This window comes from Aeromonas sp. s2 (genome assembly GCF_040907935.1).
In the GTDB taxonomy this organism is placed as follows: domain Bacteria; phylum Pseudomonadota; class Gammaproteobacteria; order Enterobacterales; family Aeromonadaceae; genus Aeromonas; species Aeromonas dhakensis.
The window spans coordinates 740482-761086 of the sequence record NZ_JBFOCR010000009.1; the positions used below are offsets into that span (position 1 = coordinate 740482).

The following is a 20605-nucleotide window of genomic DNA, read 5'->3' on the forward strand; positions in this document are numbered from 1 at the left end:
GCTTAACCTTCCAGTTCAATCTTGGTCAGGCACTCACGCAAGATCGGGCCGTACTCGGTCTTGCCGGGGCAGACGAAGGTACAGAGCGCCAGATCTTCCTCATCCAGCTCCAGGCAGCCGAGCGCTTGCGCATTGTCGGTATCGCCGGAGACCAGATCCCGCAGCAGCAGGGTCGGCAGGATGTCGAGCGGCATCACGCGCTCATAGTTGCCGATAGGCACCATGGAGCGGTCACTACCGTTGGTGGTGGTAGTGAAGTTGATGAGCTTGCCCTTCACCAGATGAGAGAGGGTGGTACGGGTGATGGAGAACTTGCTGGCGCTGGGATTGACCCAACCCAGGAACTCTTTCTCGCGACCTTCACCCAGCACGCTGACCTGATTGTGGTAGCGACCCAGGTAGTCATGGACCCCTTCAGCCTTGGCACCGCTCAGCAGGGAACCGGAAATGACGCGATTCTCGTCCGCACGCAGCTCGTTGTTGGTGAGCTGGCTGATGCAGGCACCCATGCGAGTACGCAGCAGACGCGGCTTGATGACGTTCGGGCCGGCCAGGGCGATCACCTTGTCAGTATGGATCTGACCGGTGGTGAACAGCTTGCCGTAGGCGATCACGTCCTGATAGTTGATGTGCCACTGCACTTTCTTGGCACCGACAGGGTCCAGGAAGTGGATGTGGGTACCGGGCAGGCCGGCAGGGTGCGGACCGACGAACACCTCTTCCTTGACTTGCGCCAGGGAAGCGTGCGGCAGGCTGCCTTCGCCCTTGCAGACATAGACGGAACCATCGGTCAGGCGGGTCAGCACGGCCAGACCGTCGAGGAACGCCTGAGACTGTTCCTTGATGATCAGCTCCGCGTCGGCGGCCAGCGGGTTGGTGTCCATGGCGGTGACGAAGATGGCACGCGGGGTGGAACCCACGGCTGGCACCTTGCTGAACGGGCGGGTACGCAACGCAGTCCATTGGCCGGACGCGACCAGGATCTCCTGCACCTTGCTGCGTTCGAGCTTAGGCAGCTCGACGGAAGCAAAATGCTCGAAGGTCACCTGCTCGTCGGACCCATCGATATCGATGACAACGGATTGCAGAATGCGCTTGGCACCACGGTTGATCTCTGAAACCACACCGGTGGCGGGGGCCGTGAATTTAACGCCGGGATTCTTCTTATCTTCGAAGAGCTCCTGACCTTTAATGACGCGATCACCTACTTTGACAAACATAGTAGGACGCATCCCCACGAACTCTTCGCCGAGTGTAGCAACACGGGTGATGGCCGGGCCATCGTAGATTACTTGCTCCGGAGCACCCAGCACGGGGATGTCCAGTCCTCTTTTAATTGTAATCATACTCACTTGCACTACCGTTAAGGGAAGACAGGTTGGTTAGCGCCGAGAAATACATCACGACGAGTTGTTGAATGAGCCCGTTGATGTTGCGGCAAGATGTCGAAGAAATAAACAAATCAGCAACATACAGAGTCATTCAAAAGCGCCTGAGTTTACCACCTATGGCAAGTTTCCTGCCATGCAAAATGGGGAAAATCCCCGCTCTATCACAAAATCATCGCAATTTAATCGCGTCGCTTTTTCTCGTGAAACCTCAGGCGCGGCCTCGAGTTAGCCATCATTACCCCAAAATAGGTAATAATTTTTATGTTCGAAAAAGGATTAGAAATCTTGATGGCGCGGTGGGAGGGCGACGCTCCCCTCATGAGTACGAAACGTCGCCGAAACAGGTTTTGAAATTGTTAACTGGTCGAAGATTGAGTAATCAATTCGTCAATAGTCTTAAGAGAGTCCGTTTTTGCTGACGCAGCTGGGGGTACTCGGCGCCTGCTCCCGTTGTTGCCACTCCTGCTCGGTATAGGTATGCAGCGCCAATGCATGAATGGCCCCCGCCAGCTCGTCGGCCAGCACCGCATTGACCTGACGATGGCGCCCCAGCAGGCGCTGTCCTTCAAACGCCTGGCTCACCACCACCACCTTGAAGTGGCTCTCCGAGCCCGGCGCCACCCTGTGCATGTAGCTCTCGTTGATCACTTCCAGGTGGCTGGGGGACAAGGCGGCGGCCAGCTTGGCCTCGATCTGTTGTTGCATGGTCACGAGCAAAACTCCCAAAATGGATGTCCGGCCATTGTAGCCAGGGTTGGCCGGATGACGAAATCGGACGGTGCGGGAAAATCCCGCTTGCAGCCCTGCCGGGCTGGTGAAATTCTCCGCCCCCGCTAGAATAGCGCCACTTTGCGCCCCACCGGGGCCCGTTACATGACTCAGCTGGACAATTCGCCTATGCAAACCCTTCTCGACACGGCCCACTGTCGCCTGACCCTGTATCGCTATCCACGTCAGCAGCAGGATCCCTTGCAGGCCTGGGACGCCGCCGACGAGTACCTGATCAACACCCTGGCCGAGGAGCCCCTCGAGCAGGATGGCCCCGTCATCATCATGAACGACGGCTTCGGCGCGTTGGCCGCCTGTCTGCACCCTCATGCCCCTGTCTGCGTCACCGACTCCCACATCAGCGAGCGGGCTACCCTGGCCAACCTGGCAGAGAACGGCCTGGATCCCGCGGCCATCCGCCTGCAGGATGCGCTGGCGTCCCTGCCCGATGCCCCTGCACTGGTGGTGATCAAGGTCTCCAAGTATCAGGCGCTGCTGGAGCAGCAACTGCTGGCCCTGCGCGGGGTCGTTACCCCCGCTACCCGCGTCATCGCCGCCGGCAAGGCCAAGGATATCCACACCTCCACCCTGGCGCTGTTTGAGAAATACCTGGGGCCGACCCGCACCTCGCTGGCCTGGAAGAAGGCGCGCCTCATTCACTGCACTCCAGCCGCTGCGCCCGCCGAGCGTCCCGCGCTGGCCAACCCCTTCCCCACGGTCTGGCCGCTGGAGGGCACCGACATGCTCATCCATAGCCATGCCAACGTGTTCTCGCGCACCAGTCTGGATATCGGCGCCCGCTTCATGCTGGACAATCTGCCCATCCACAGTGCCCGCAAAGTGATCGATCTGGGCTGCGGCAACGGCGTGCTGGGGCTCTCCCTGCTGGCGCGTGACAACGAGGTGGAGGTCACCTTCGTCGACGAGTCCCGCATGGCGGTCGCCTCGGCCCGGCTCAACGTCGAGCACAATCTGCCGGCGGCCCTGCCCCGCGCCCACTTTATGGTCAACAACTGTCTCGACGGCGTGCCTGCCGGTTCGGCGGATCGGATCCTCTGCAACCCGCCGTTCCATCAGTTGCAGGCGATCACCGATCATATCGCCTGGCAGATGTTCAGCGACGCCCACCGAGTGTTGCCCAAAGGGGGGGAACTCTGGATAGTGGGCAACCGCCATCTGGACTATCACAACAAGCTCAAGCGCCTGTTCGCCAACGCACAAGTCGTTGCGTCGAACAGCAAATTCGTTATTTTGAAAGCCATCAAACGTTAAACGCCATCAAACGCGAAAGGAAACCCATGATGAAAAAGTCACTCTTGCTGCTGGCCGCCCTGATGCTGGGTGGTTGTGCGACTCACTGGCCGGAGAGCGCCCTGCTCAATCCGCAGGTGATCCCCTCCAACCAGCAGTACTACTCGGGCAACCGCATCACCCTGGAAGGGGTGGACAAGCGTGAAGCCGCCTACGTCTTCTCCATCAAGAAAAAAGAGAAGGCCGCGGTACTGGTCAACAGCAGCCAGCCCCTCAACAGCCTGCTGGCGGAAAAGCTCGCCGAAGGGCTGCGCAGCCAGGGCCTGGAAGTAGGCAACAGCGGCACCACCAACCTGACTCTGGCCATCTCCACTGCCGCGGTCACGGTAGAAGAGAAGACCTTCACCTATGTCACCAAGTCCCGCGTCAGCCTGCAGGTGATCGCCGACTTCCAGGGCAGCAAGCTGACCAAGCAGTTCAACATGTCCTCCAGCAAGGAAGGCCCGGGCGAGCCGAGCATGGCCGAACTGGAGTCCACCCTGAACCAGCAGCTGGGCAGCGTACTGCAGCAGATCATGGCTGACACCGCCCTGCGCGGTTATCTCAAAGGTCAGCCGAGCTGAGCAAGGAGCGAATAGATGAAAAAACTCTGGTTACTGGCCATGCTGATCGCCCCGCTGGCGTTCGCCGGCCCCAAGGTCAGGATGGAGACCAACCACGGCAACATAGTGGTGGAGCTGGCCTCCAAGCAGGCGCCGCAGACGGTAAAGAACTTCCTGCGCTACGTGGCCGATGGCAGCTATGACGGCAGCATCTTCCACCGGGTGATCCAGGACTTCGTGGTGCAGGGAGGCGGCTACAATCAGCAGTTCCAGCAACTGCCCACCTTCGACCCCGTGGTCAACGAGTCCAAGGGCGGCCTGCCCAACAAGCGCGGCAGCATCGCCATGGCCCGCACCCAGGCGGTCGACAGCGCCACTCGCCAGTTCTACTTCAACCTGGTCGACAACAACAACCTCAACGCCAATGCCGGCGCCGGTTACACCGTGTTCGGCCAGGTGGTGCAGGGCATGGAGGTACTGGACAAGCTGGCACAGGTGCAGACCGGTTACAGCCCCATCCTGCGTGCCAACGACGTGCCCACCAGCCCCATCATCCTGAAGAAGGTGGTCCTGCTGGCGGACAAATAACGCGGAGCGGATCACAATCCGCCATCACCGCGGTCCGGGTCACCGGTGCCCCTTTCTATACTCTGGCCTTGCCCCGATATGCGGGGCCAGGCCCACGAGAGGAGAAGGAGGTTCCGGTGACTTGCAACGACTACATCGCCCAGCACGCCATCCCGCTGGCCCAGACGGTTCGTCACTTTCTGGCACGAGAAATTCCCTATCAACAGCTGGAAGATCTGAGCTGGCAGCTGTTGTCCCACTGGCAGGATCTGCCCTATGTCCCCGCCGACAAGACCCCGGCCTCCGAGCAGGAGGGGGTATTCTGGCACCTGCTGCACAGCCTGCATCAATGGGATGAACAGCAAATCATCGCCGACGTCTGGTTGCGCCTGCAGCTGATGGAGTGCGCCAATTTCCTGACCTCGGACGGGCCGCTGCCGCGCCACTGCATCGGCCTGCGCCCCTGAATATAGTGCCCTCCCCTGCCCGGCTTGCCTTGGCTATCCAACCCGAACCTGACAAAATGGCGCAATTTTCCCAGAGGAGTCAGGTATTTGAACACTGTCCGTACACCGAGCTGGCGCGCGTCGCTCGCCGTCTACCTTGAGACTCGGGTTCTCATCCTGTTTGCCATGGGGTTCTCTTCCGGCCTGCCGCTGCTGCTGGTGTTCGGCACCCTCTCGTTCTGGCTGCGAGAAGCGGATGTCAGCCTGACCGACATCGGCTACATGAGCTGGGTGGCGCTGGCCTATGGTTTCAAGTGGCTGTGGTCACCGCTGGTGGATCGGCTGCCGCTGCCGCTGCTCTCCCGCTGGCTGGGCCGGCGCCGCAGCTGGATGCTCTTCTCCCAGTTGCTGATCGCCGCCTCGCTGGTGGGTATGGCCTTTTGCGATCCCAAGACCCAGCTCGCCCAGCTGGCCCTGTTTGCCCTGTTGGTGGCCTTCGCCTCCGCCACTCAGGACATCGTCATCGATGCCTATCGCATCGAGTCGGCCCCCGAGCGGCTGCAGGCGGCCATGGCGGCCTCCTACATGACTGGTTACCGGCTGGCGATGATCATGGCCGGTGCTGGCGCACTGGCACTGGCCGCCTGGCTCGGCAGCAACGACGGCTACGACTATCGCGGCTGGCAGCTCACCTACCTGCTGATGGCGGGGCTGATGTCCCTCGGCGTCATCACCACCCTCTTCTGCCACGAACCCGTCATTGATCTCGCCGCCCAGAATGAACAACAGGCGGCCCGCAAGAGCCTGCTGCTCGCCCGCGGCTGGCCGGCTGGGTTGGCCGGTCTCGGTGCCTGGAGCTACGAGGCCATCTGGTGTCCGTTCGCCGATTTCTTTCGCCGTTACGGCGGCTCCGCCCTGCTGATCCTCGGGCTCATCGCCTGCTATCGCATCTCGGACGTGGTGATGGGGGTGATGTCCAACAGCTTCTATGTGGACATGCAGTTCAGCAAGACCGAGGTGGCCACCATCACCAAGGTGTACGGGGTCATCATGACTTTGGTGGGGGCCGCCCTCGGCGGCGTGCTGGTGATGCGTTTTGGCACCCTGCGCATCCTGTTCCTCGGCGCCCTGCTCACCGCCAGCACCAATCTGCTGTTTGCCCTGCTCAATGAAGTGGGCCACAACCTCGAGCTGCTGACCCTGATCATCTCGCTGGACAACCTCAGCGCAGGCATCGCCACGGCCGCCTTCGTCACCTATCTGTCGAGCCTGACCAACGTGGCCTTCTCCGCCACCCAGTACGCCCTGTTCAGCTCGGTGATGCTGCTGCTGCCCAAGCTGCTGGCGGGCTTTTCCGGCCGCTTCGTCGAGCAGTTCGGCTACAGCAGCTTCTTCATCAGCACCAGCCTGCTCGGCATTCCGGTGCTGATCCTGATCGTGTTGGTTGCCAAACGAGGAAGTGCCTTGTTACCGCAATCGGACAAATAGCAAGCGTTTGCGTACAATTGGGGGTGATTAGATTCACACTTCCGAATAAAGTTCCCTGGTGCTGGTTTATCCGGTGAATTTATTTGGCTAGAATCCCTTCCGCTCCTTGTGGGCAGGCTACGGAAAACCTCAACTAACGCACAAGAGACCAATAAAATGGCCAAATTTACCAAGACTCTGATCGGTGCCGGTCTGCTGGCTGCCGCCGCTACCCCGGCTTTCGCTGCTGACTACAGCGGTGACATCCACAAGAATGACTACAAGTGGATGCAGTTCAACGTCATGCACACCATCGACCAACGTCCTTTCACTGCAGGTGCTGAAGATTACAACGACACCTACTTCGAAATGGAATTCGGTGGTCGTTCCGGCCTGTTTGACCTGTACGGTTACGTCGACGTCTTCGATATCTTCGACTCCCGTCACAGCGACAAGCACAAAGGTCAGAACCTGTTCATGAAGTTTGCGCCGCGTATGTCTCTGGATGCGCTGACTGGTAAAGATCTCTCCTTCGGTCCGGTGCAAGAGGTTTACATCGCCTCTCTGAACAACATCGGCGACAACCAGATGGAAAACATGATCGGTCTGGGTGCTGATGTACAAGTGCCTTGGTTCGGCAAAGTGGGCATGAACCTGTATGCTCGTCACGCCACCGAAAACCAGTTCTTCACCGAAGAAGAGGGTGAGTGGAACGGTTACTGGTTCGCCATGAACTGGTTCAAGCCTTTCTACACCTTCAGCAACGGCAGCTTCGTCTCCTATCAGGGTTACCTGGATTACGCCTTCGACCTGGACACCCACAACCGTGCTGACCGTACCAGCGACAACCTGGCTACCTTCCACGGTATCTACTGGCACTCCGACCGCTACGCCGTCGGTTACGGCCTGAAGTACTTCATGGATGCCTACGGCACCAAAGACGGTTCCACCGCCTACGACGGTACCCCGTGGAAGAGCTCTGGCTTCAGCCACTACTTCTCCGTTACCTACAAGTTCTAATCGAACGGGTATCAGGGATACAAAAAACCGGAGCAGCTGCTCCGGTTTTTTTATGGCTCGATGGCGGCAAATAAAGGGAGAGCCACGCCCTCCCCGGCCATCCATCAGTCGCGGAAATTCTGGAACTGCATCGGCTGGCCCAGCTCGGCGCCACGCACCAGGGCCATGGTCTCCTGCAGATCGTCGCGCTTCTTGCCGGTGACCCGCACCTCGTCGCCCTGAATGGCGGCCTGCACCTTGATCTTGGAATCCTTGATCAGCTTCACCAGCTTCTTGGCAACTTCCTTGTCGATCCCCTGCTTGAACTTCACGGTCAGGTGGAAGCGCTTGCCGGAGTGAACGCTGTCACCCACGTCCATGGAGCTGTTCTCGATGTTGCGCTTGAGCAGGGCACCGCGCAGGATCTCGACCATCTGCTTGAGCTGGAAATCGGCATCGGCCTCCAGTTTGACCTCTTCCTTGTTCAACTCGAAGCTGGCTTCAACACCACGAAAATCGAAACGGGTCGCCAGTTCACGATTGGCGTTGTCGACGGCGTTCAACACCTCGTTCATTTTGACTTCAGAGACAATATCGAATGACGGCATAGTGGGCTCCTCATGTTGCGCTATAAGGGGGCAAATCTACCAGAATTACGGCAAATTTGCTGATTTCGATGGGACTGCTCTGCTAGAATCCCCTGCGCACAGGAATGGCGAGACCCGTTAGAACCTGTTCAGTATCTGTCGCGAGAGGTCGTCCGCAAGGTAAATCGCTGCGCAGGAGCCCGCTTGTATATGAATACCTGGGCTTCCGGCTTCACATGCGCAAGCCTCGTACAAGCCTTGATCACGACCTCGCAGCAAGATCATGAACCCGTTCCAGGTGTCCGCCAGGCGACATCTTCACTTATCCCCGGCAGGTGGTTGACTGGAATGCAGCCCCTACCTTGATTGAGTCTCTCCATGCCAAGCGGATCACGCGATTACAACCTGACACACAGTCGACACACCCCCTCTCCCCAATGGACCCTGCTGGGCTGCGGCGCCCTGGGCGGTGTGTTTGCCTCCCTGTTGACTCAAAGCGGCCAGTCCACCCGCGTCTTGCTGCGCGAGCGCCACCGCGCCACCCTGCACCCCGGCATCGACTTCACCTCGCTGGAGGGCAACACCCAGCTCATCAACATCGAGCGCGGCTTCGTCGACCAGCCGGGTCAGATCCAGCGGTTGCTGGTGATGACCAAGGCCGGCCAGGTCATCGAGGCGCTGACCCCGTTGGTGGGCCAGCTGGCAACCGACGTGCCCATCGTGCTGCTGCACAACGGCATGGGGATCGCCGAACAGGTGGTCGCGCTGTTCCCCCACAATCCGGTCATCGCCGGCGTCACCAGCCACGGCGCCATGCAGAGCGGCCACTTCGTGTTCCGCCACACCGGCAAGGGCGAAACCTGGCTAGGCCCGGTCAACGAGGCGGCCAGAGCCCATGCCGCCCTGGCGGACGAGCTGGCGGCCGCCCTCGGCCAGGCCGGCTGGGATGAGCAGATCCAGGCGCGCCAGTGGCAGAAGCTGGCGGTCAACTGCGCCATCAACCCGCTCACCGCGCTCTACAAACTCAAGAATGGCGAGCTGGCCGGCCCGCGCTTTGCCGATGCCCTGCAGCAGATCTGCGTGGAAGTGGCGGACGTGATGCAGGCCGAAGGCCAGCCCACCGGCAGCGACGAGCTGCTGCGCCGGGTTATGACGGTGGTGGAGCTCACCGCCGACAATTACTCTTCCATGTATCAGGACATGGAGCAGGGGCGCGAGACCGAGATTGAGGCCATCACCGGCTTCCTGCTGGCCCGGGCGGCCAGCCACGGCATCGCGGTGCCGGTCAATCAGGGTCTCTATCAGGCCATCAAAGAGAAGCAGTGAGCCCATCGGGCTCGCCAACGCAAGGAGCAACGGATGAGCGTACTGGTACTGGTGGCCCCCGGGTCGGAAGAGATAGAGACGGTCGCCATCGTCGACACCCTGGTGCGCGGGGCCATCGAGGTGGTGCTGGCCTCCTGCTGCCCCTCTGGGCAGCGCCAGATCAAGGCCTCCCGCGGGGTACAGCTGGTGGCGGATTGCCACCTCGACGAGCTGGCGGATCAGGAGTTCGAGGCCATCGTCGTGCCGGGCGGCCTGCCCGGCAGCGAGGTTATCCGCGATACGCCGCGTGCCATCGCCCTGCTCAAGGCGCAGGCGGCAGCGCAGCGCTGGCGGGCAGCCATCTGCGCCGCCCCCGCCGTGGTGTTGCAGCACCACGATCTGCTGGGGGAAGCCCGCGCCACCTGCCATCCCGGTTTTCAGGCCCGCCTGCCCGCGGCGCAGCTCAGTACGGCGCGGGTGGTGACCGATCAGGCCCATCACCTCATCACCAGCCAGGGGCCGGGCACCGCCATCGAGTTCGCCCTCGAACTGGTGCGGGTGCTGCGCGGTGACGAGGCTGCCCGTGCGGTGGCCGGCCCCATGGTGTTGCCCCCCTCGCTCATGCCCTGAGTGACTCTTCCTTTCGCAATGACGGAGCGCCCCTTGCCGATTGGCAAGGGGCGCTCTGCGTTGGGCGGGCCGCTTCGCAGCCCGCCGATTCAGACCCGGCTCAACTGAGCATTTCAGGTCTGAGCTGCTCCATCAGCAGGTGGTTGTCACTGTAATCCACCGGGATGGCCACCACCGCCGGCCCGCTCACCGCCATGGCGGCGCGCAAGGTTGCTCGCAGATCCTCGGCACAGGTGACGGCAAACCCGGCCGCCCCGAACGACTCGGCATAGGCCTTGAAGTTGATGGGGCCGAAACTCACCCCGGAGCTGCGGCAGTACTTTTTCTCCTCCTGCATCGCCACCATGTTGTAGCCGTTATCGACCCAGATGATGTGCACTATGTTGGACTTGAGCCGCACCGCCGTCTCCAGCTCCATGCTCGACTGCATGAAGCTGCCATCGCCAGACACCGAGATGATCTTCTCCCCCGGCCGTACCATGGCGGCCCCGATGGCCCAGGGCAGCGCCACCCCCATGGTTTGCTGGCCGTTGGAGATGAGCACCTGGCGGGCCCGGAAACTGTACAGATAGCGGGCAATCCAGATGTGAAAGCTGCCCATGTCCACGCACAGGGTCATGTCCTGCCCGATGATGTCCTGCAGCTCCTTGACGATGCGCAGCGGATGAATGGGGGTGCCTCCCAGCCGGCCGGCATGTTCGGCGAGCTGATGGCGCTGGGCACGGATCTCGCCGAGCAGCGCGGTAATGGCCGGATCCCGCGCCAGCGGCTGGTGCAGCATCCGGGTCAGCCGCGCCAGGTTGGCGCTGATGGAGCCCACCAGCTCCACCGCCGGGCAGTAACTGCTGTCGATCTCCGCCGGCAGCGCATCGATGTGCAGCAGCTGGCGCTCGCCGGTGCCGTTCCACAGCACGGGGTCGTATTCGATGGGGCTGTAACCGATGCAGACCACCAGATCCGCATCCTGCAGCAGCTTGTCCCCCGGCTGGTTGTTGAACAACCCCACCCGCCCGGCAAAGTCGTCGAAATGGTGGGTATCCACCACCCCGGCCGCCTGATAGGTGCCCGTCACCGGCAGTCGGCTCTTGTCGAGGAAGGCGCGCACCGCGAGGGAGTTCTCCGGCCGGCTGGCCAGCAGACCGAGCAGCACCACCGGCTTGCGGGCCTGCGCCAGCAGACTCAGCGCCCGATCGATGCCACGCTCGTCGGCCGCTCCCGGCTCCGGGATGGCACTCGGCACCAGGATGGCTCCATCGGCCGGCTCATTGATGATGTCCATCGGCAGGCTGACGAAAGCCGCCCCGGGCCGCCCCAGCTCGGCGCTGCGAAAGGCGTTGGCCATCACCTCGGAGAGGGCGGAGCCGGTGCCCACCTGGGCACTGAACTTGGTGACCGGCCGGCACAGGCTGACGGTATCCAGGCTCTGGTGGGTCAGCTTGAGGCCGTCAGCCCGCCGCACGGCACCGCCCAGCGCCACCATGGCATCCCCTTCCGAGGTGGCGGTGGCAAGGCCGGTGATGAGGTTGGCGCAGCCCGGCCCCGAGGTCACCAGCGCTACCCCGGCCTTGCCGGTGAGCCGGCCGACCGCGGCGGCCATGAAGGCGGCATTCGCCTCGTGACGCACCACTATGGTCTCGATGGGGGAGTCCTCCAGCGCATCGAATACCCTGTCGATCTTGGCCCCGGGAATGCCGAATACCTGCTTGACCCCTTGCGCCTCCAGATGGCGCACCACCAGTTCGGCCCCACATGCCCAGTGTTGATTTTCCATGATGTCACTCCTTGTTAAGCGAAGGGCTCAGCCTTCGGCGGCGCGGATGGCGCGGTCCAGATCGGCGGGATTGAGGTCGGCCTGTTGAAAGGCCGGGTTGCGGGGCAGCTCGATGTTGAGGTGTTGCACCACCGACAGCTGCAGCTGGCCGTGGCCCATGGCGTAGTCGAGGATGTGGCCGCCGCCCCGGCGATCCTCGGTGATGAAGTGCTCGTGATAGCCGGCCACGTTGATCCCCTGCACGAAGGGCGGGCAACGAAAGCCCACCAGGGTGCCGCGCCGCTGGCTGAACGAGAACAGCGGCTGGGCCTCGATGGCCTCCAGCATGGGCTTGTAGGGGGGATGCTGGCAGGGAACTGTGCGCACCTGCGCCTGTTCGAACAGGCCGTCGAGCCGAAAGGCGACGAAGACGTTGTCGGTGCCCACCAACCGATCCACCCACTGGTGGATCTCCTCGCGGCTCAGGGGGTGATCGAAGCGCCGCTGCAGGCAGGGGCGAAAGTGGGTCATCACCGCAAACGGGGTCTTCTGCTCGGCCCTGGCCGGACGGGCCGAGCCGTCAGACTTGAGCTGGTGGATCTGGCGCTCGAAGGCAATCAGCTCGCCGTCGAGCCGGTTGAAGGTCCCGAGGCCAAAGTCACCGTGGCGCAGCAGGTCGGCCATGGTGGTCTCCCCCTCGTACACCCCCGCCAGCAGGGCGCTCATCAGGGAGCTCTGGTAGACCTCGCCGCCCCCCTGGCGAGCCTGCCAGCGAGCAAACTGCTGGCTGATCTCGATGGCGCAGTCACATGATGAATTGGTTTCCATTTGGATTTCACCTCCAATCCTGTTAGGTTGGCAAATCAGGATTCAATAGTGACCAAGATCACAGTTTGATACCAATATCCAAACCCATCAGCTTCGAGACGTACCAGATATGGAATTCCGTTACCTGCGCTACCTGGTGGCCGTGGCAGACAAACAGAGCTTCACCCGCGCTGCCGAGGCGCTGGGCATGGCCCAGCCGCCGCTCAGCCAGCAGATCCGCAAATTCGAACAGGAGGTGGGCACGCCGCTGTTTCACCGGCTGACACGCAGTGTGGAGCTGACCGAGGCGGGGCTGAGCCTCTATCAGGATGCCAAGGGGATATTGGCGCATACCGAGCAGGCCATGCAAAAGGCCAGACGCATTGCTCGCGGCCAGCTGGGTTCGCTGCGCCTCGGCTTTGCCGGCTCCACCGTGTTGCACCCGAGCGTGCTGCAACTCATCCACGATTTTCGCCAGGCCTGGCCGGAGGTCAGCCTGCACCCCATCGAGAACAGCATGCCCAATCTGGTGCGTGATCTGGTGAGCGAGGAGCTGGATGCCGCCATCTTGCGTCTGCCCTGCAGCAGCAGCTCGGCGCTGGCCCACCACCTGATCGATGAGGAGGAGATGCTGATCGCCCTGCCCCCGCACCATCCGCTGGCCGGCAGTGGCGCCATTCCCATTGAGGCGCTGGCGCAGGATCCCTTCATCCTGTTCCCCCGTGAGCTCGGGCCCGGGCTGCACGACGCCATCACCCAGCGCTGCCAGCGGGCCGGCTTCAGCCCCCGCCTAGGCAGCCAGAGCCCGCAGGTGATCTCCACCGTCGGCATGGTGCAGGCGGGTTTCGGGGTCGCCATCATCCCACGCTCGGTCAGCGAGCTGCACCCCCACGGCGTCAGCTATCACCCCATCGCAGATGAACCGCTCACCACCCGCATCAGCCTTGCCACCCGCCGCCATCCCCGTCAAAAAAGCCTGCAGCATCTGATTGGGCTGATCCCCGGCCACCATTGAAAGACAAACAAAAACCCCCATCGGCACAAGCGGATGGGGGTTTTGGCACCGTATTACTTCGCGAATAAATATTGGCCTGCTGAGTAATTCAACTCACCTTTATCGCCGGTTGAGATGAAACTGAATTGTTATTCAGCCACAGGATTCACATCGGTGACGGGTTGGGCAGCACGGTAGGCATCCATGATGGGAGCCCAAGCCATTCCACTGGGGGTTGGGTACTTTTGATAGGCTGCACCATATTCTTGATAAAACTCGTCAAACCCGTATTGCTTGCGCAAGGGAACTCGCTTGTCATAATAATCATCGGTTACTTCATGCGCTAACCCCCTAACAAGCAAAATGTCTGGTTTTACGTTGTATTGCGTCAGGAACACCTCGACATAACCGCCAGAAGCCATTCCTATGGCGATGACATTACGCTGTGTTTCTTCGCGTTTTTTGCCATTTGAGATGAGGTATCGTTGAGCCATATGAGTACCAATGTCAGCTGGTAAATTCAGGGTAATACCATACCGTTTTTTATCATGGTATGAGACCCACTCTATTTGTACTTCATCGGGTATCGGTTGGTTTTCAGCACTCCTTCCCTTGCCGATGGTCCAGCGGTAGTCTCTGTCCCTTAATGACTCCTTGCTAACTGATGATACCGCCCCATTTGATGAGCCATGAATAGGTTTTCCATCTCGATAAAAATTAGCTTTGCTGCTCCAAATTTCATCCGCATTTGTACCCACCATATAACGCCAATCCATAGTATTTGGGCTGTTGGCCATTCCCTTGCTGCTGCCCCCAAGGAGAGCAAAAATCAGCAGCGATAAACTTATCCAACGGAATTTCATTACCCCCCCTCCTGATTAGTGTAAATATGACGGGCCTCTTGTCCTCTATGATGATGTGGCGTATTCACCAACCCCGTATCAGCACTGTGATGGAGGTATTCAAAACGTAGTTGGCGATAGGCCTCGGCATCGAGTTGCTTAGTTAAATCCTTAGACACTCCCAGCTCTTTGGCAGCATTACCCCAGAGCATATCAAGTTTGGCCAGATCGGTACGAGGGAGTTTAGGCGCACCACTTTCCAACGTGAGTGCCCGTTCATCTGGTTTCCATGTGATAAATGGCACTCCAACATCCTGAGCTGCTGTGACCATCATGTGAAGTGGAATACGTGAGTATTCACCTTCGACTACGCGATTGAGCAGCACTTCAACTTCGACATTCATTTTATCTGTCTTGGGGTGCCGGCGGCTCCTCACTCGCAAGCTGACCTTATTCCTCACCGGAGAGCTCGCCATATTAGGCAAATCAATCACCTCGTTACCCCACCCCTTTAACACCTGCTCTTCAGCATACTTCTTGGCTCGTCGATAGGCACTACTATCTTTAGGGTCATATATCGTAGCAGATTCTTCACTTCTACAAACCTTGATGGAGACTTGCTCTGTAATCGCGGGATCGCTATTAGGATTGCTCAAACTCCATCGACTGTAATAACCGCCACCCACATCAGAGTGAGAACCTGGAATAATAACCTCAGTAAAATTGGGTGCAATTTTGGCGCCAGCAATATCATTGCTGATACGGGTCAGGGCAAAGAAATAGCGCCACTCATCGGCTGCAATGAGATGAACTACTCGTTCGGCACAGTCGGGAGCTAACGTTACGTTTCGCTTATTGAACATTGCAGTACAAACTGTATCGAACAGACCGACAAATTTAATGCGGCAATCTTCACGACTAGCCCAATCAAAGCTTGCTTTTAGCTTGATGGCATTCTCATTTCCTATAGCATCAGCCAAGAGATGGTTTGCTTGTTGATCGAGCATGTTTACAAATTGCCGCGCAGCCGAGGCTCCTCGGCTAAAACCAAATACATCAAAGTTGATCTTGTTAATACAGTCGAGGGTATTGATTGTTGGGCCTAATTGTAGTTTAAGCTCCTCTACAATCTTGGTTTTACAGGCCTTCTCAACTTTGGCAAGACTTGAGGTGCTCCCAGTATCGGCACCTTGTCCAGCTCCAGTGTCACTATCCCCATCCTCAGTGCCGATGCCATCAATATAAACCGCAACACTAAGAGCACCTTTATTGCGGCGAATGTATAAATCATGGGCCTTACCAATATTGGTCATGTCATTTGCTTGACTTGCAACCTTTAGAGGAACATCCCCCGCCTCGCACTGTTTGCGCAGTGCTTCACGTTCTTCAGGGGCAGCGCATTGCTCCAAAAATGTCTCGATCCCATCCTTTCCAATCAAATGGTTAAAAGTGTTGTTTGAGGTTCCATCGAAAAAGACCCCAATCCGCAAGATATTGATCTGATAGCCTTTCACCTCAATCACATAGGAGTGTTTGGTGAAAAAACGGGGAGGCTGGGCTTGTCCTGACTGATGTCCTTTCGGTAGCGGCTGTTCTGGCTCGGTGAGACAAAGGTCACCGGTGGTCACCTTGATATGCTCTCGTTTGACGTCGCAGTGCCCGAATAACTTGTCTGTATAGGCGGGTACCTGTGTAGTCTCACCCTCCTTGAGGGCCTCACGGGACTGCGCCGCCTTGAGCCAGGCTGGCGTCTCGATTTTTACTGTCACCGGACCAACTGCAAAACCTCGCACCAGGGTGGGTCCATCCTTCAGGGTGACCGTCTCTGACTTGCCGGTTTCGTCAGTCAAAGTGGCCTTGAGCCCCTTGAACGAACGGTTGTGCTCATCGCGAATGTCTACCTCTACCCAGTTATCATAACGTTCGCAAGGGATACAGTGGGGATCTGCCGCCATCAGGATACTCCTGTCAATTCGTGATGTTTGTTCAGCCAGTTGGCTACCTGAACCAGTTCATCGTCGGTCAGCATCAATGGCCCCCGTATCTCTTCAAGAGCCAGATTGGCCTGCAAGGCCAAGGCGCCAGCCACCACACCATCGCGCACATCCTCTTGTAGCCCATCCTGATTGGCCAGTTTGAGTGTGGGTAAAATGGTCCCGGCCGGGTCAGGATGGCGCTCCATCATAGCCGTCATGGTCTGCCATAACCGCCGCCGCAAGATGTAGGCATGACGGTTCTCGTCGTAGAGCCCAGCCAGATGATGAGGCCGGATATGAAACCAGGGAGTTTGCAATGCGGGTTGGAACCGGGCATGAGGCGTGCGAGAGAAGGCTTTGCCATGGATCCAGAGCCCGGAACAGGGCCCCAGCACACTATCGCGTTCATCAGGGGTCATGGCGCTGAGCATGGGCAGGAAAATGCGTGGGTCAGAGAAACGAAACCAGACGGCTTCTCCCTCGCGTATCGCTTCTATCAGGCTCTGCCAATGGCGGCGGATCAGCTCCACTGATTGGTCGCTGATCAGGTAGAAGCCGCTCAGGGCGGGATTGGCCATCATGAACTCAGTGGAAGGGGCAGGCAGCAACCAAGGCCCCAACGCAGAGTGCTCATCGAAAGCGGTACCTGCAAAAAGTGGATTGGCATTCTCTCCATCATAGGTATAAAAATCCGCCACAGCTGACTCTGCCTGGGCTCCATCGATGACGGCATACCTCTCACCCGCTTGCTCGCCAGCGAGCCAATCAAATAAAGTCATAATACGGAAACCTCAATCAGTCGCTTGATCCTGCTGCGGTTATCCGATGCATTGTCAGAGGTTGGGATCGTATTGAGCAAGGTATCGAAATCATCGCTCGTGGTGGAAACTACTCGATCGACCCTTAGCCTGGTCTGCGTCGGAAACAGCATTTCTGCTTCCCCCTTGAAGTGCGCAGCCTCCCCCAGCAGACGACCACCATGACCGGCAGGCAGGCGTATCTTCAACAAGGTATCGTTGACCCAGGCCTTGTCCGGTGAGGTACTCATGAATCCTGACTCAACAACGATATTGCCCACCCCTATGAACTGATCTTTCAGGGCTGCAAGCTCCGGCTTGTCCAGCGCCAGCCCCCGGTAGACGAAAGACAACTCAGGTGAAGCCGGCAATTTCGCCAGACCAGCCTCCACATCGGCAACATAGGCCTTCATTGCCTTATCAAATTCACCCGCAGATGTCGGCTCATCATTCAAATAGCTGCGACTAAGCAGGGTATCGATGGCCTCTCGCTGCTTGTAGGGGCGATCACGCAAATAGTTATTGAGCAATGTGTACCCCTGCGCCGAATAGTATCTGAGCGCTTCATCCGCTTTGGATATCTCTACCGTCGCCCACTTCTTTGCCGGCTTTTTACCTTCCCCTTTGGCCGCAACAGGTGGCGGCGGCGGTGGCACCATTGGGCCTCCGGCAAGCTGGGGTGGAGCGGGCGGTGGAGCCGGTGGCCCCCCGGCAGGCGGAGGGGGCACAGGTGGCGGGGCTGCTGGACAAGGCTTGGCCAGCGGCGCCATGGACTCCATGCTCTTGTGGATGGCCGGGGCTGGTAACGTTGCTGGTGGTGGTGTTGGCACCTCGACATTACCTGGTAGAACGGGAGCCTTGCCATCCCAGCCGGAACCTGAACCCGGACTGCCGCCTGAATTCATCTTGATGGAACCGCCACTGAGGGTAACGCCGCCGGCATCAATCTTGACAAAGCTGCCGCCCACCTTGAGGGTGAACTCGGCCCCTGCCTCCATCACTATCTTCATGCCCGCCTTGTGATGTACCTCGCTCCCCGCTTCCACCAGCAGGGACTGCCCCAACTTCTGGTGCAGGCTGGCATCCACCGTCAGCGAGTAGTCAGCCTTCACTTGGTCGCGCTTCTCGCCCTCCACCGTCAGGTGGTCGTTGGCCTTGATGCGGGTCACCCGCTCGTTGTCGATGTCCCGATGCTCATCGTGTTTGATGTGCCAGGCCGCATCGTTCTCGATGAGTACGTTCAGGTCTTTCTGACCGTGGATGTAGATCTCTTCCTTGCCCGCCTGGTCTTCAAAGCGCAGCTCGTTGAAGCCCTCCCCCTGATGAGTCTCGGTGCGCAGCACGGTGCGGGTCTTGTTGGCCGGCAACTCGTAGGGCGGCCGGTTGGTGGCGTGATAGGTGCGACCAGTCACGATGGGCTGATCCGGGTCCCCTTCCAAGAAACTCACGATAACCTCGTGGCCGATACGGGGTATCGCCATCATGCCGTACTGGCCGCCGGCCCAACCCTGGGAGACCCGCACCCAGCAGGAGCTCTGGTCGCTGGAGCTGCCATAACGGTCCCACGGGAACTGCAGCTTCACCCGACCGTGTTCGTCGCAGTAAATCTCCTCCCCCTCGGGCCCCACCACCATGGCGATTTGCGGGCCATCCACCATCGGCTTGTGGGGGGCCTCCGGGCTGCCGATACGCGCCCGCCAGGTGGTACTCGCTTTTACTACCCCAAATTCGTTGTGGTAGACGGTGGGGCCACTGCCGCCTTCTTCTTCCAAGGCCTGGGGTTGTTCACCGGTGTGACGGATATGGACGATTTGCCAGTCGGTGTTGAGGCTGCCGTTGGGGTGTTCAGTGAGTGAAAAAGTCTGGCCCGGCAGCAGAGCCGCGCAGTTGGACTTGCCACTGCCGGCTACCGCATCGTTGCGCAGCGCATCCAGCCGATGTTGGGCAAAGGCCTTGCCGCTCGGGTCCGCTTTGTAGCGGCCTGGGTAGTCGAAGTGCTGGTAGGTATCGCGCTGGTGGGTCAGCTCTGCGCCCATCTTCTTGTGGGAGAGGCCATAAGCCGGGGTCTTGAAGCTGTAGTCTTTGAGCTCCACATCCGAGGGGCGTACCGCCTCGCGGTAGTGGAACTGACGGACATAAGGCCCCTGCTCCAGCGAGCGGTTGCCGAGGTTGAAAAAGAGCTCTGGGCCGGCGGTCAGGGCGGCCGCGTCGTCGGCAAACACAATGCGGTGCTTGCCCGCTTCAAACTCGTGGAAGTAGAACATCCCCTCTTCAGCGGCGAAGCGGTTCACGAAATCGAGGTCGCTCTCCCGATACTGAACGCAGTATTCCCGCTTGGCGTGCTCGTTTTTCAGCGCAAAGGCGTATTCGGTGATGCCGTGTTCTTGCAAGAGGATACTGAGGATTTCATCGGGCTTTTGCGCCTGAAAGATGCGGGAGTTCTGGCGAAGTGACAGCCGCCACAGGGCCGGCTGCACCAGCAGCTGATAGCGGGTGCGGCGAAAGCCGCTGTCTCCTTGCGCGAAGTCACTGACCACCCCGCACACCCGACGCTGCAGCTCGCCGTTGTACCAGACCAGCAGCTCGCACGGCTGGTCCAGCACGGCGCCAAAGTCGATGTCGGGCTGGGCACTTGCCAGCTCCAGGCGCAGGTTGAACGGCCGGTTGAGCGCCTCATCCAGCGCAAACTCGGCCACCACGAAGGTGTTCTCGGGCAGCGCCCCCACCTTGACGGTAAATTGTAATCCTGTGCTGTCTGCCATGAAGCGCTCCTTAACCTGCCTGTCCACTGCCCGAGCCAATCACCACACCGCCGCAGCCGACGGCGGTGCCGGTCACGGTGATGGGTTGGCCGCCACACCGCAAAGTTCGCTGGCGACCAGAGATGCTGTGCGGACGGAGGGCATTGTCGGATTTATCGTAAGGGGCCAGCGGCTCGTCCTGCCGGGACGCCAATTTGCCACCGAGGGAACGCTCAGAGCTGACTGAAATCACGGGAGATGGGAAAAGCCCATCGCGATCGATGAGCATGTCACCGGACGATGCAATGGTGGAACACATGACGACTGGCCTCTGTTGTGCTTTGCAATAAGGTCGGCTCGCAGCCATATGGCAAAACACAAAAGCTCCGACCGCATCCAGCTGAACGGGTCGGAGAAAGCTTGCACTGGCCTGACGACAGCTGACACTGCCATCACCAGGCCATGGGGTGCACTACAAGGAATAACGGCAATAAGAGATCGAGAATTAGGCCTCGATCGGTGCGCGCCAGTCATCCGCACCGGAAGTACCGGCCACGGTGTGCTCCCAGTCAATCTTGCGATAGGCCAGAGAGACCTGGATCAGCTGGGTGAAGTCAGACTTCGCCGGATCCTGGCAGTGCGGCATCTGGCAGTCGATGTCGACGATGGTGGCATCGGTCAGCAC

The 20605-nt window shown here is 59.6% G+C and carries 19 protein-coding genes and 2 pseudogenes; 9 read left to right on the forward strand and 12 right to left on the reverse strand.

From position 1 onward, the window contains the following. Positions 1–2: 2 nt before the first annotated feature. Positions 3–1346 carry a Na(+)-translocating NADH-quinone reductase subunit A gene (locus AB5Y81_RS08285; protein ID WP_017764093.1) on the reverse strand — a complete coding sequence of 448 codons (1344 nt, stop codon included), beginning with the start codon at positions 1344–1346 and terminating at the stop codon, positions 3–5. Positions 1347–1787: 441 nt separating this feature from the next. Further along, positions 1788–2096, reverse strand: coding sequence for a BolA family transcriptional regulator (locus tag AB5Y81_RS08290; protein ID WP_005303561.1), 309 nt, complete (start codon positions 2094–2096; stop codon positions 1788–1790). Between the two features lie 192 nt (positions 2097–2288). On the opposite strand from AB5Y81_RS08290, the gene AB5Y81_RS08295 reads away from it, so the two are divergent. The 6 genes from AB5Y81_RS08295 (at position 2289) to AB5Y81_RS08320 (ending at position 7512) form a co-directional block, all read left to right on the forward strand. Further along, the gene (locus AB5Y81_RS08295) at positions 2289–3431 is read left to right on the forward strand and encodes a methyltransferase (protein WP_201880314.1); all 1143 of its coding nucleotides are present in this window, start codon (positions 2289–2291) and stop codon (positions 3429–3431) included. Positions 3432–3460: 29 nt separating this feature from the next. After that, a complete protein-coding gene (locus AB5Y81_RS08300; protein ID WP_010634807.1) occupies positions 3461–4033 on the forward strand; it encodes a YajG family lipoprotein in 573 nt (190 codons plus the stop codon). 15 nt (positions 4034–4048) lie between these two features. Continuing rightward, entirely contained in the window at positions 4049–4600 is a 552-nt protein-coding gene (locus tag AB5Y81_RS08305) for a peptidylprolyl isomerase (protein WP_005303575.1), read from the forward strand. Positions 4601–4716: 116 nt separating this feature from the next. After that, entirely contained in the window at positions 4717–5046 is a 330-nt protein-coding gene (locus AB5Y81_RS08310; RefSeq protein WP_268027054.1) for a hypothetical protein, read from the forward strand. An 87-nt stretch (positions 5047–5133) separates the two neighbouring features. Beyond that, a complete protein-coding gene (locus AB5Y81_RS08315; RefSeq protein WP_054544282.1) occupies positions 5134–6513 on the forward strand; it encodes an MFS transporter in 1380 nt (459 codons plus the stop codon). A gap of 156 nt (positions 6514–6669) precedes the next feature. Beyond that, entirely contained in the window at positions 6670–7512 is an 843-nt protein-coding gene (locus tag AB5Y81_RS08320; protein ID WP_005303585.1) for an outer membrane protein OmpK, read from the forward strand. Between the two features lie 104 nt (positions 7513–7616). Here the strand turns inward: AB5Y81_RS08320 and AB5Y81_RS08325 are convergent, their stop codons facing one another. Next, a complete protein-coding gene (locus AB5Y81_RS08325) occupies positions 7617–8099 on the reverse strand; it encodes a YajQ family cyclic di-GMP-binding protein (RefSeq protein ID WP_005303589.1) in 483 nt (160 codons plus the stop codon). 357 nt (positions 8100–8456) lie between these two features. Between AB5Y81_RS08325 and AB5Y81_RS08330 the strand changes: the two genes are divergently transcribed. Further along, positions 8457–9404: a ketopantoate reductase family protein gene (locus tag AB5Y81_RS08330; protein ID WP_017787777.1), complete on the forward strand. Its 948-nt coding sequence runs from the start codon at positions 8457–8459 to the stop codon at positions 9402–9404. 33 nt (positions 9405–9437) lie between these two features. Further along, complete coding sequence (locus AB5Y81_RS08335) at positions 9438–10013, forward strand: DJ-1 family glyoxalase III (protein WP_279484715.1); 576 nt, start codon at positions 9438–9440, stop codon at positions 10011–10013. A gap of 100 nt (positions 10014–10113) precedes the next feature. Here AB5Y81_RS08335 and alsS read toward each other — a convergent pair whose 3' ends face one another. Continuing rightward, positions 10114–11784, reverse strand: a complete 1671-nt coding sequence (gene alsS / locus AB5Y81_RS08340; RefSeq protein WP_016349836.1) for an acetolactate synthase AlsS — start codon at positions 11782–11784, stop codon at positions 10114–10116. A 27-nt stretch (positions 11785–11811) separates the two neighbouring features. Next, the gene (gene budA, locus AB5Y81_RS08345) at positions 11812–12591 is read right to left on the reverse strand and encodes an acetolactate decarboxylase (protein ID WP_279484716.1); all 780 of its coding nucleotides are present in this window, start codon (positions 12589–12591) and stop codon (positions 11812–11814) included. Positions 12592–12700: 109 nt separating this feature from the next. On the opposite strand from budA, the gene AB5Y81_RS08350 reads away from it, so the two are divergent. After that, positions 12701–13585, forward strand: a complete 885-nt coding sequence (locus tag AB5Y81_RS08350; RefSeq protein ID WP_279484717.1) for a LysR family transcriptional regulator — start codon at positions 12701–12703, stop codon at positions 13583–13585. Positions 13586–13713: 128 nt separating this feature from the next. On the opposite strand, the gene AB5Y81_RS08355 is transcribed toward AB5Y81_RS08350, so the two are convergent. The 7 genes and pseudogenes from AB5Y81_RS08355 to hcp1 form a co-directional block, all read right to left on the reverse strand. Continuing rightward, positions 13714–14427, reverse strand: coding sequence for a DUF2931 family protein (locus AB5Y81_RS08355; protein ID WP_042009221.1), 714 nt, complete (start codon positions 14425–14427; stop codon positions 13714–13716). After that, on the reverse strand, positions 14427–16361 hold the full coding sequence (locus tag AB5Y81_RS08360) for a DUF2235 domain-containing protein (protein ID WP_195878104.1): 1935 nt from the start codon (positions 16359–16361) through the stop codon (positions 14427–14429). Before AB5Y81_RS08360 ends, AB5Y81_RS08355 begins: the two co-directional genes overlap by 1 nt. Continuing rightward, complete coding sequence (locus AB5Y81_RS08365) at positions 16361–17161, reverse strand: DUF4123 domain-containing protein (protein ID WP_010634820.1); 801 nt, start codon at positions 17159–17161, stop codon at positions 16361–16363. Before AB5Y81_RS08365 ends, AB5Y81_RS08360 begins: the two co-directional genes overlap by 1 nt. Next, on the reverse strand, positions 17158–17958 hold the full coding sequence (locus tag AB5Y81_RS08370) for an ADP-ribosyltransferase (protein ID WP_341536332.1): 801 nt from the start codon (positions 17956–17958) through the stop codon (positions 17158–17160). The genes AB5Y81_RS08365 and AB5Y81_RS08370 overlap by 4 nt, the downstream gene beginning before the upstream one ends. Before the next feature lie 51 nt (positions 17959–18009). After that, positions 18010–19941: pseudogene (locus AB5Y81_RS08375) on the reverse strand (type VI secretion system tip protein VgrG); the annotation flags it as partial. 10 nt (positions 19942–19951) lie between these two features. Beyond that, on the reverse strand, positions 19952–20239 hold the full coding sequence (locus AB5Y81_RS08380) for a hypothetical protein (protein WP_123245490.1): 288 nt from the start codon (positions 20237–20239) through the stop codon (positions 19952–19954). Positions 20240–20425: 186 nt separating this feature from the next. Beyond that, positions 20426–20605 (reverse strand): annotated as a pseudogene (gene hcp1 / locus AB5Y81_RS08385) (type VI secretion system effector Hcp1); the annotation flags it as partial.

Coding starts and splice junctions, on each gene's coding strand:
- AB5Y81_RS08335 (WP_279484715.1), top strand. CDS start 9,438: ATGAGCGTACTGGTACTGGTGGCCCCCGGGTCGGAAGAGATAGAGACG.
- AB5Y81_RS08365 (WP_010634820.1), bottom strand. CDS start 17,161: ATGACTTTATTTGATTGGCTCGCTGGCGAGCAAGCGGGTGAGAGGTAT.
- AB5Y81_RS08320 (WP_005303585.1), top strand. CDS start 6,670: ATGGCCAAATTTACCAAGACTCTGATCGGTGCCGGTCTGCTGGCTGCC.
- AB5Y81_RS08290 (WP_005303561.1), bottom strand. CDS start 2,096: ATGCAACAACAGATCGAGGCCAAGCTGGCCGCCGCCTTGTCCCCCAGC.
- budA (WP_279484716.1), bottom strand. CDS start 12,591: ATGGAAACCAATTCATCATGTGACTGCGCCATCGAGATCAGCCAGCAG.
- AB5Y81_RS08300 (WP_010634807.1), top strand. CDS start 3,461: ATGAAAAAGTCACTCTTGCTGCTGGCCGCCCTGATGCTGGGTGGTTGT.
- alsS (WP_016349836.1), bottom strand. CDS start 11,784: ATGGAAAATCAACACTGGGCATGTGGGGCCGAACTGGTGGTGCGCCAT.
- AB5Y81_RS08305 (WP_005303575.1), top strand. CDS start 4,049: ATGAAAAAACTCTGGTTACTGGCCATGCTGATCGCCCCGCTGGCGTTC.
- AB5Y81_RS08350 (WP_279484717.1), top strand. CDS start 12,701: ATGGAATTCCGTTACCTGCGCTACCTGGTGGCCGTGGCAGACAAACAG.
- AB5Y81_RS08295 (WP_201880314.1), top strand. CDS start 2,289: ATGCAAACCCTTCTCGACACGGCCCACTGTCGCCTGACCCTGTATCGC.
- AB5Y81_RS08355 (WP_042009221.1), bottom strand. CDS start 14,427: ATGAAATTCCGTTGGATAAGTTTATCGCTGCTGATTTTTGCTCTCCTT.
- AB5Y81_RS08380 (WP_123245490.1), bottom strand. CDS start 20,239: ATGTGTTCCACCATTGCATCGTCCGGTGACATGCTCATCGATCGCGAT.
- AB5Y81_RS08330 (WP_017787777.1), top strand. CDS start 8,457: ATGCCAAGCGGATCACGCGATTACAACCTGACACACAGTCGACACACC.
- AB5Y81_RS08360 (WP_195878104.1), bottom strand. CDS start 16,361: ATGGCGGCAGATCCCCACTGTATCCCTTGCGAACGTTATGATAACTGG.
- AB5Y81_RS08325 (WP_005303589.1), bottom strand. CDS start 8,099: ATGCCGTCATTCGATATTGTCTCTGAAGTCAAAATGAACGAGGTGTTG.
- AB5Y81_RS08285 (WP_017764093.1), bottom strand. CDS start 1,346: ATGATTACAATTAAAAGAGGACTGGACATCCCCGTGCTGGGTGCTCCG.
- AB5Y81_RS08370 (WP_341536332.1), bottom strand. CDS start 17,958: ATGGAGTCCATGGCGCCGCTGGCCAAGCCTTGTCCAGCAGCCCCGCCA.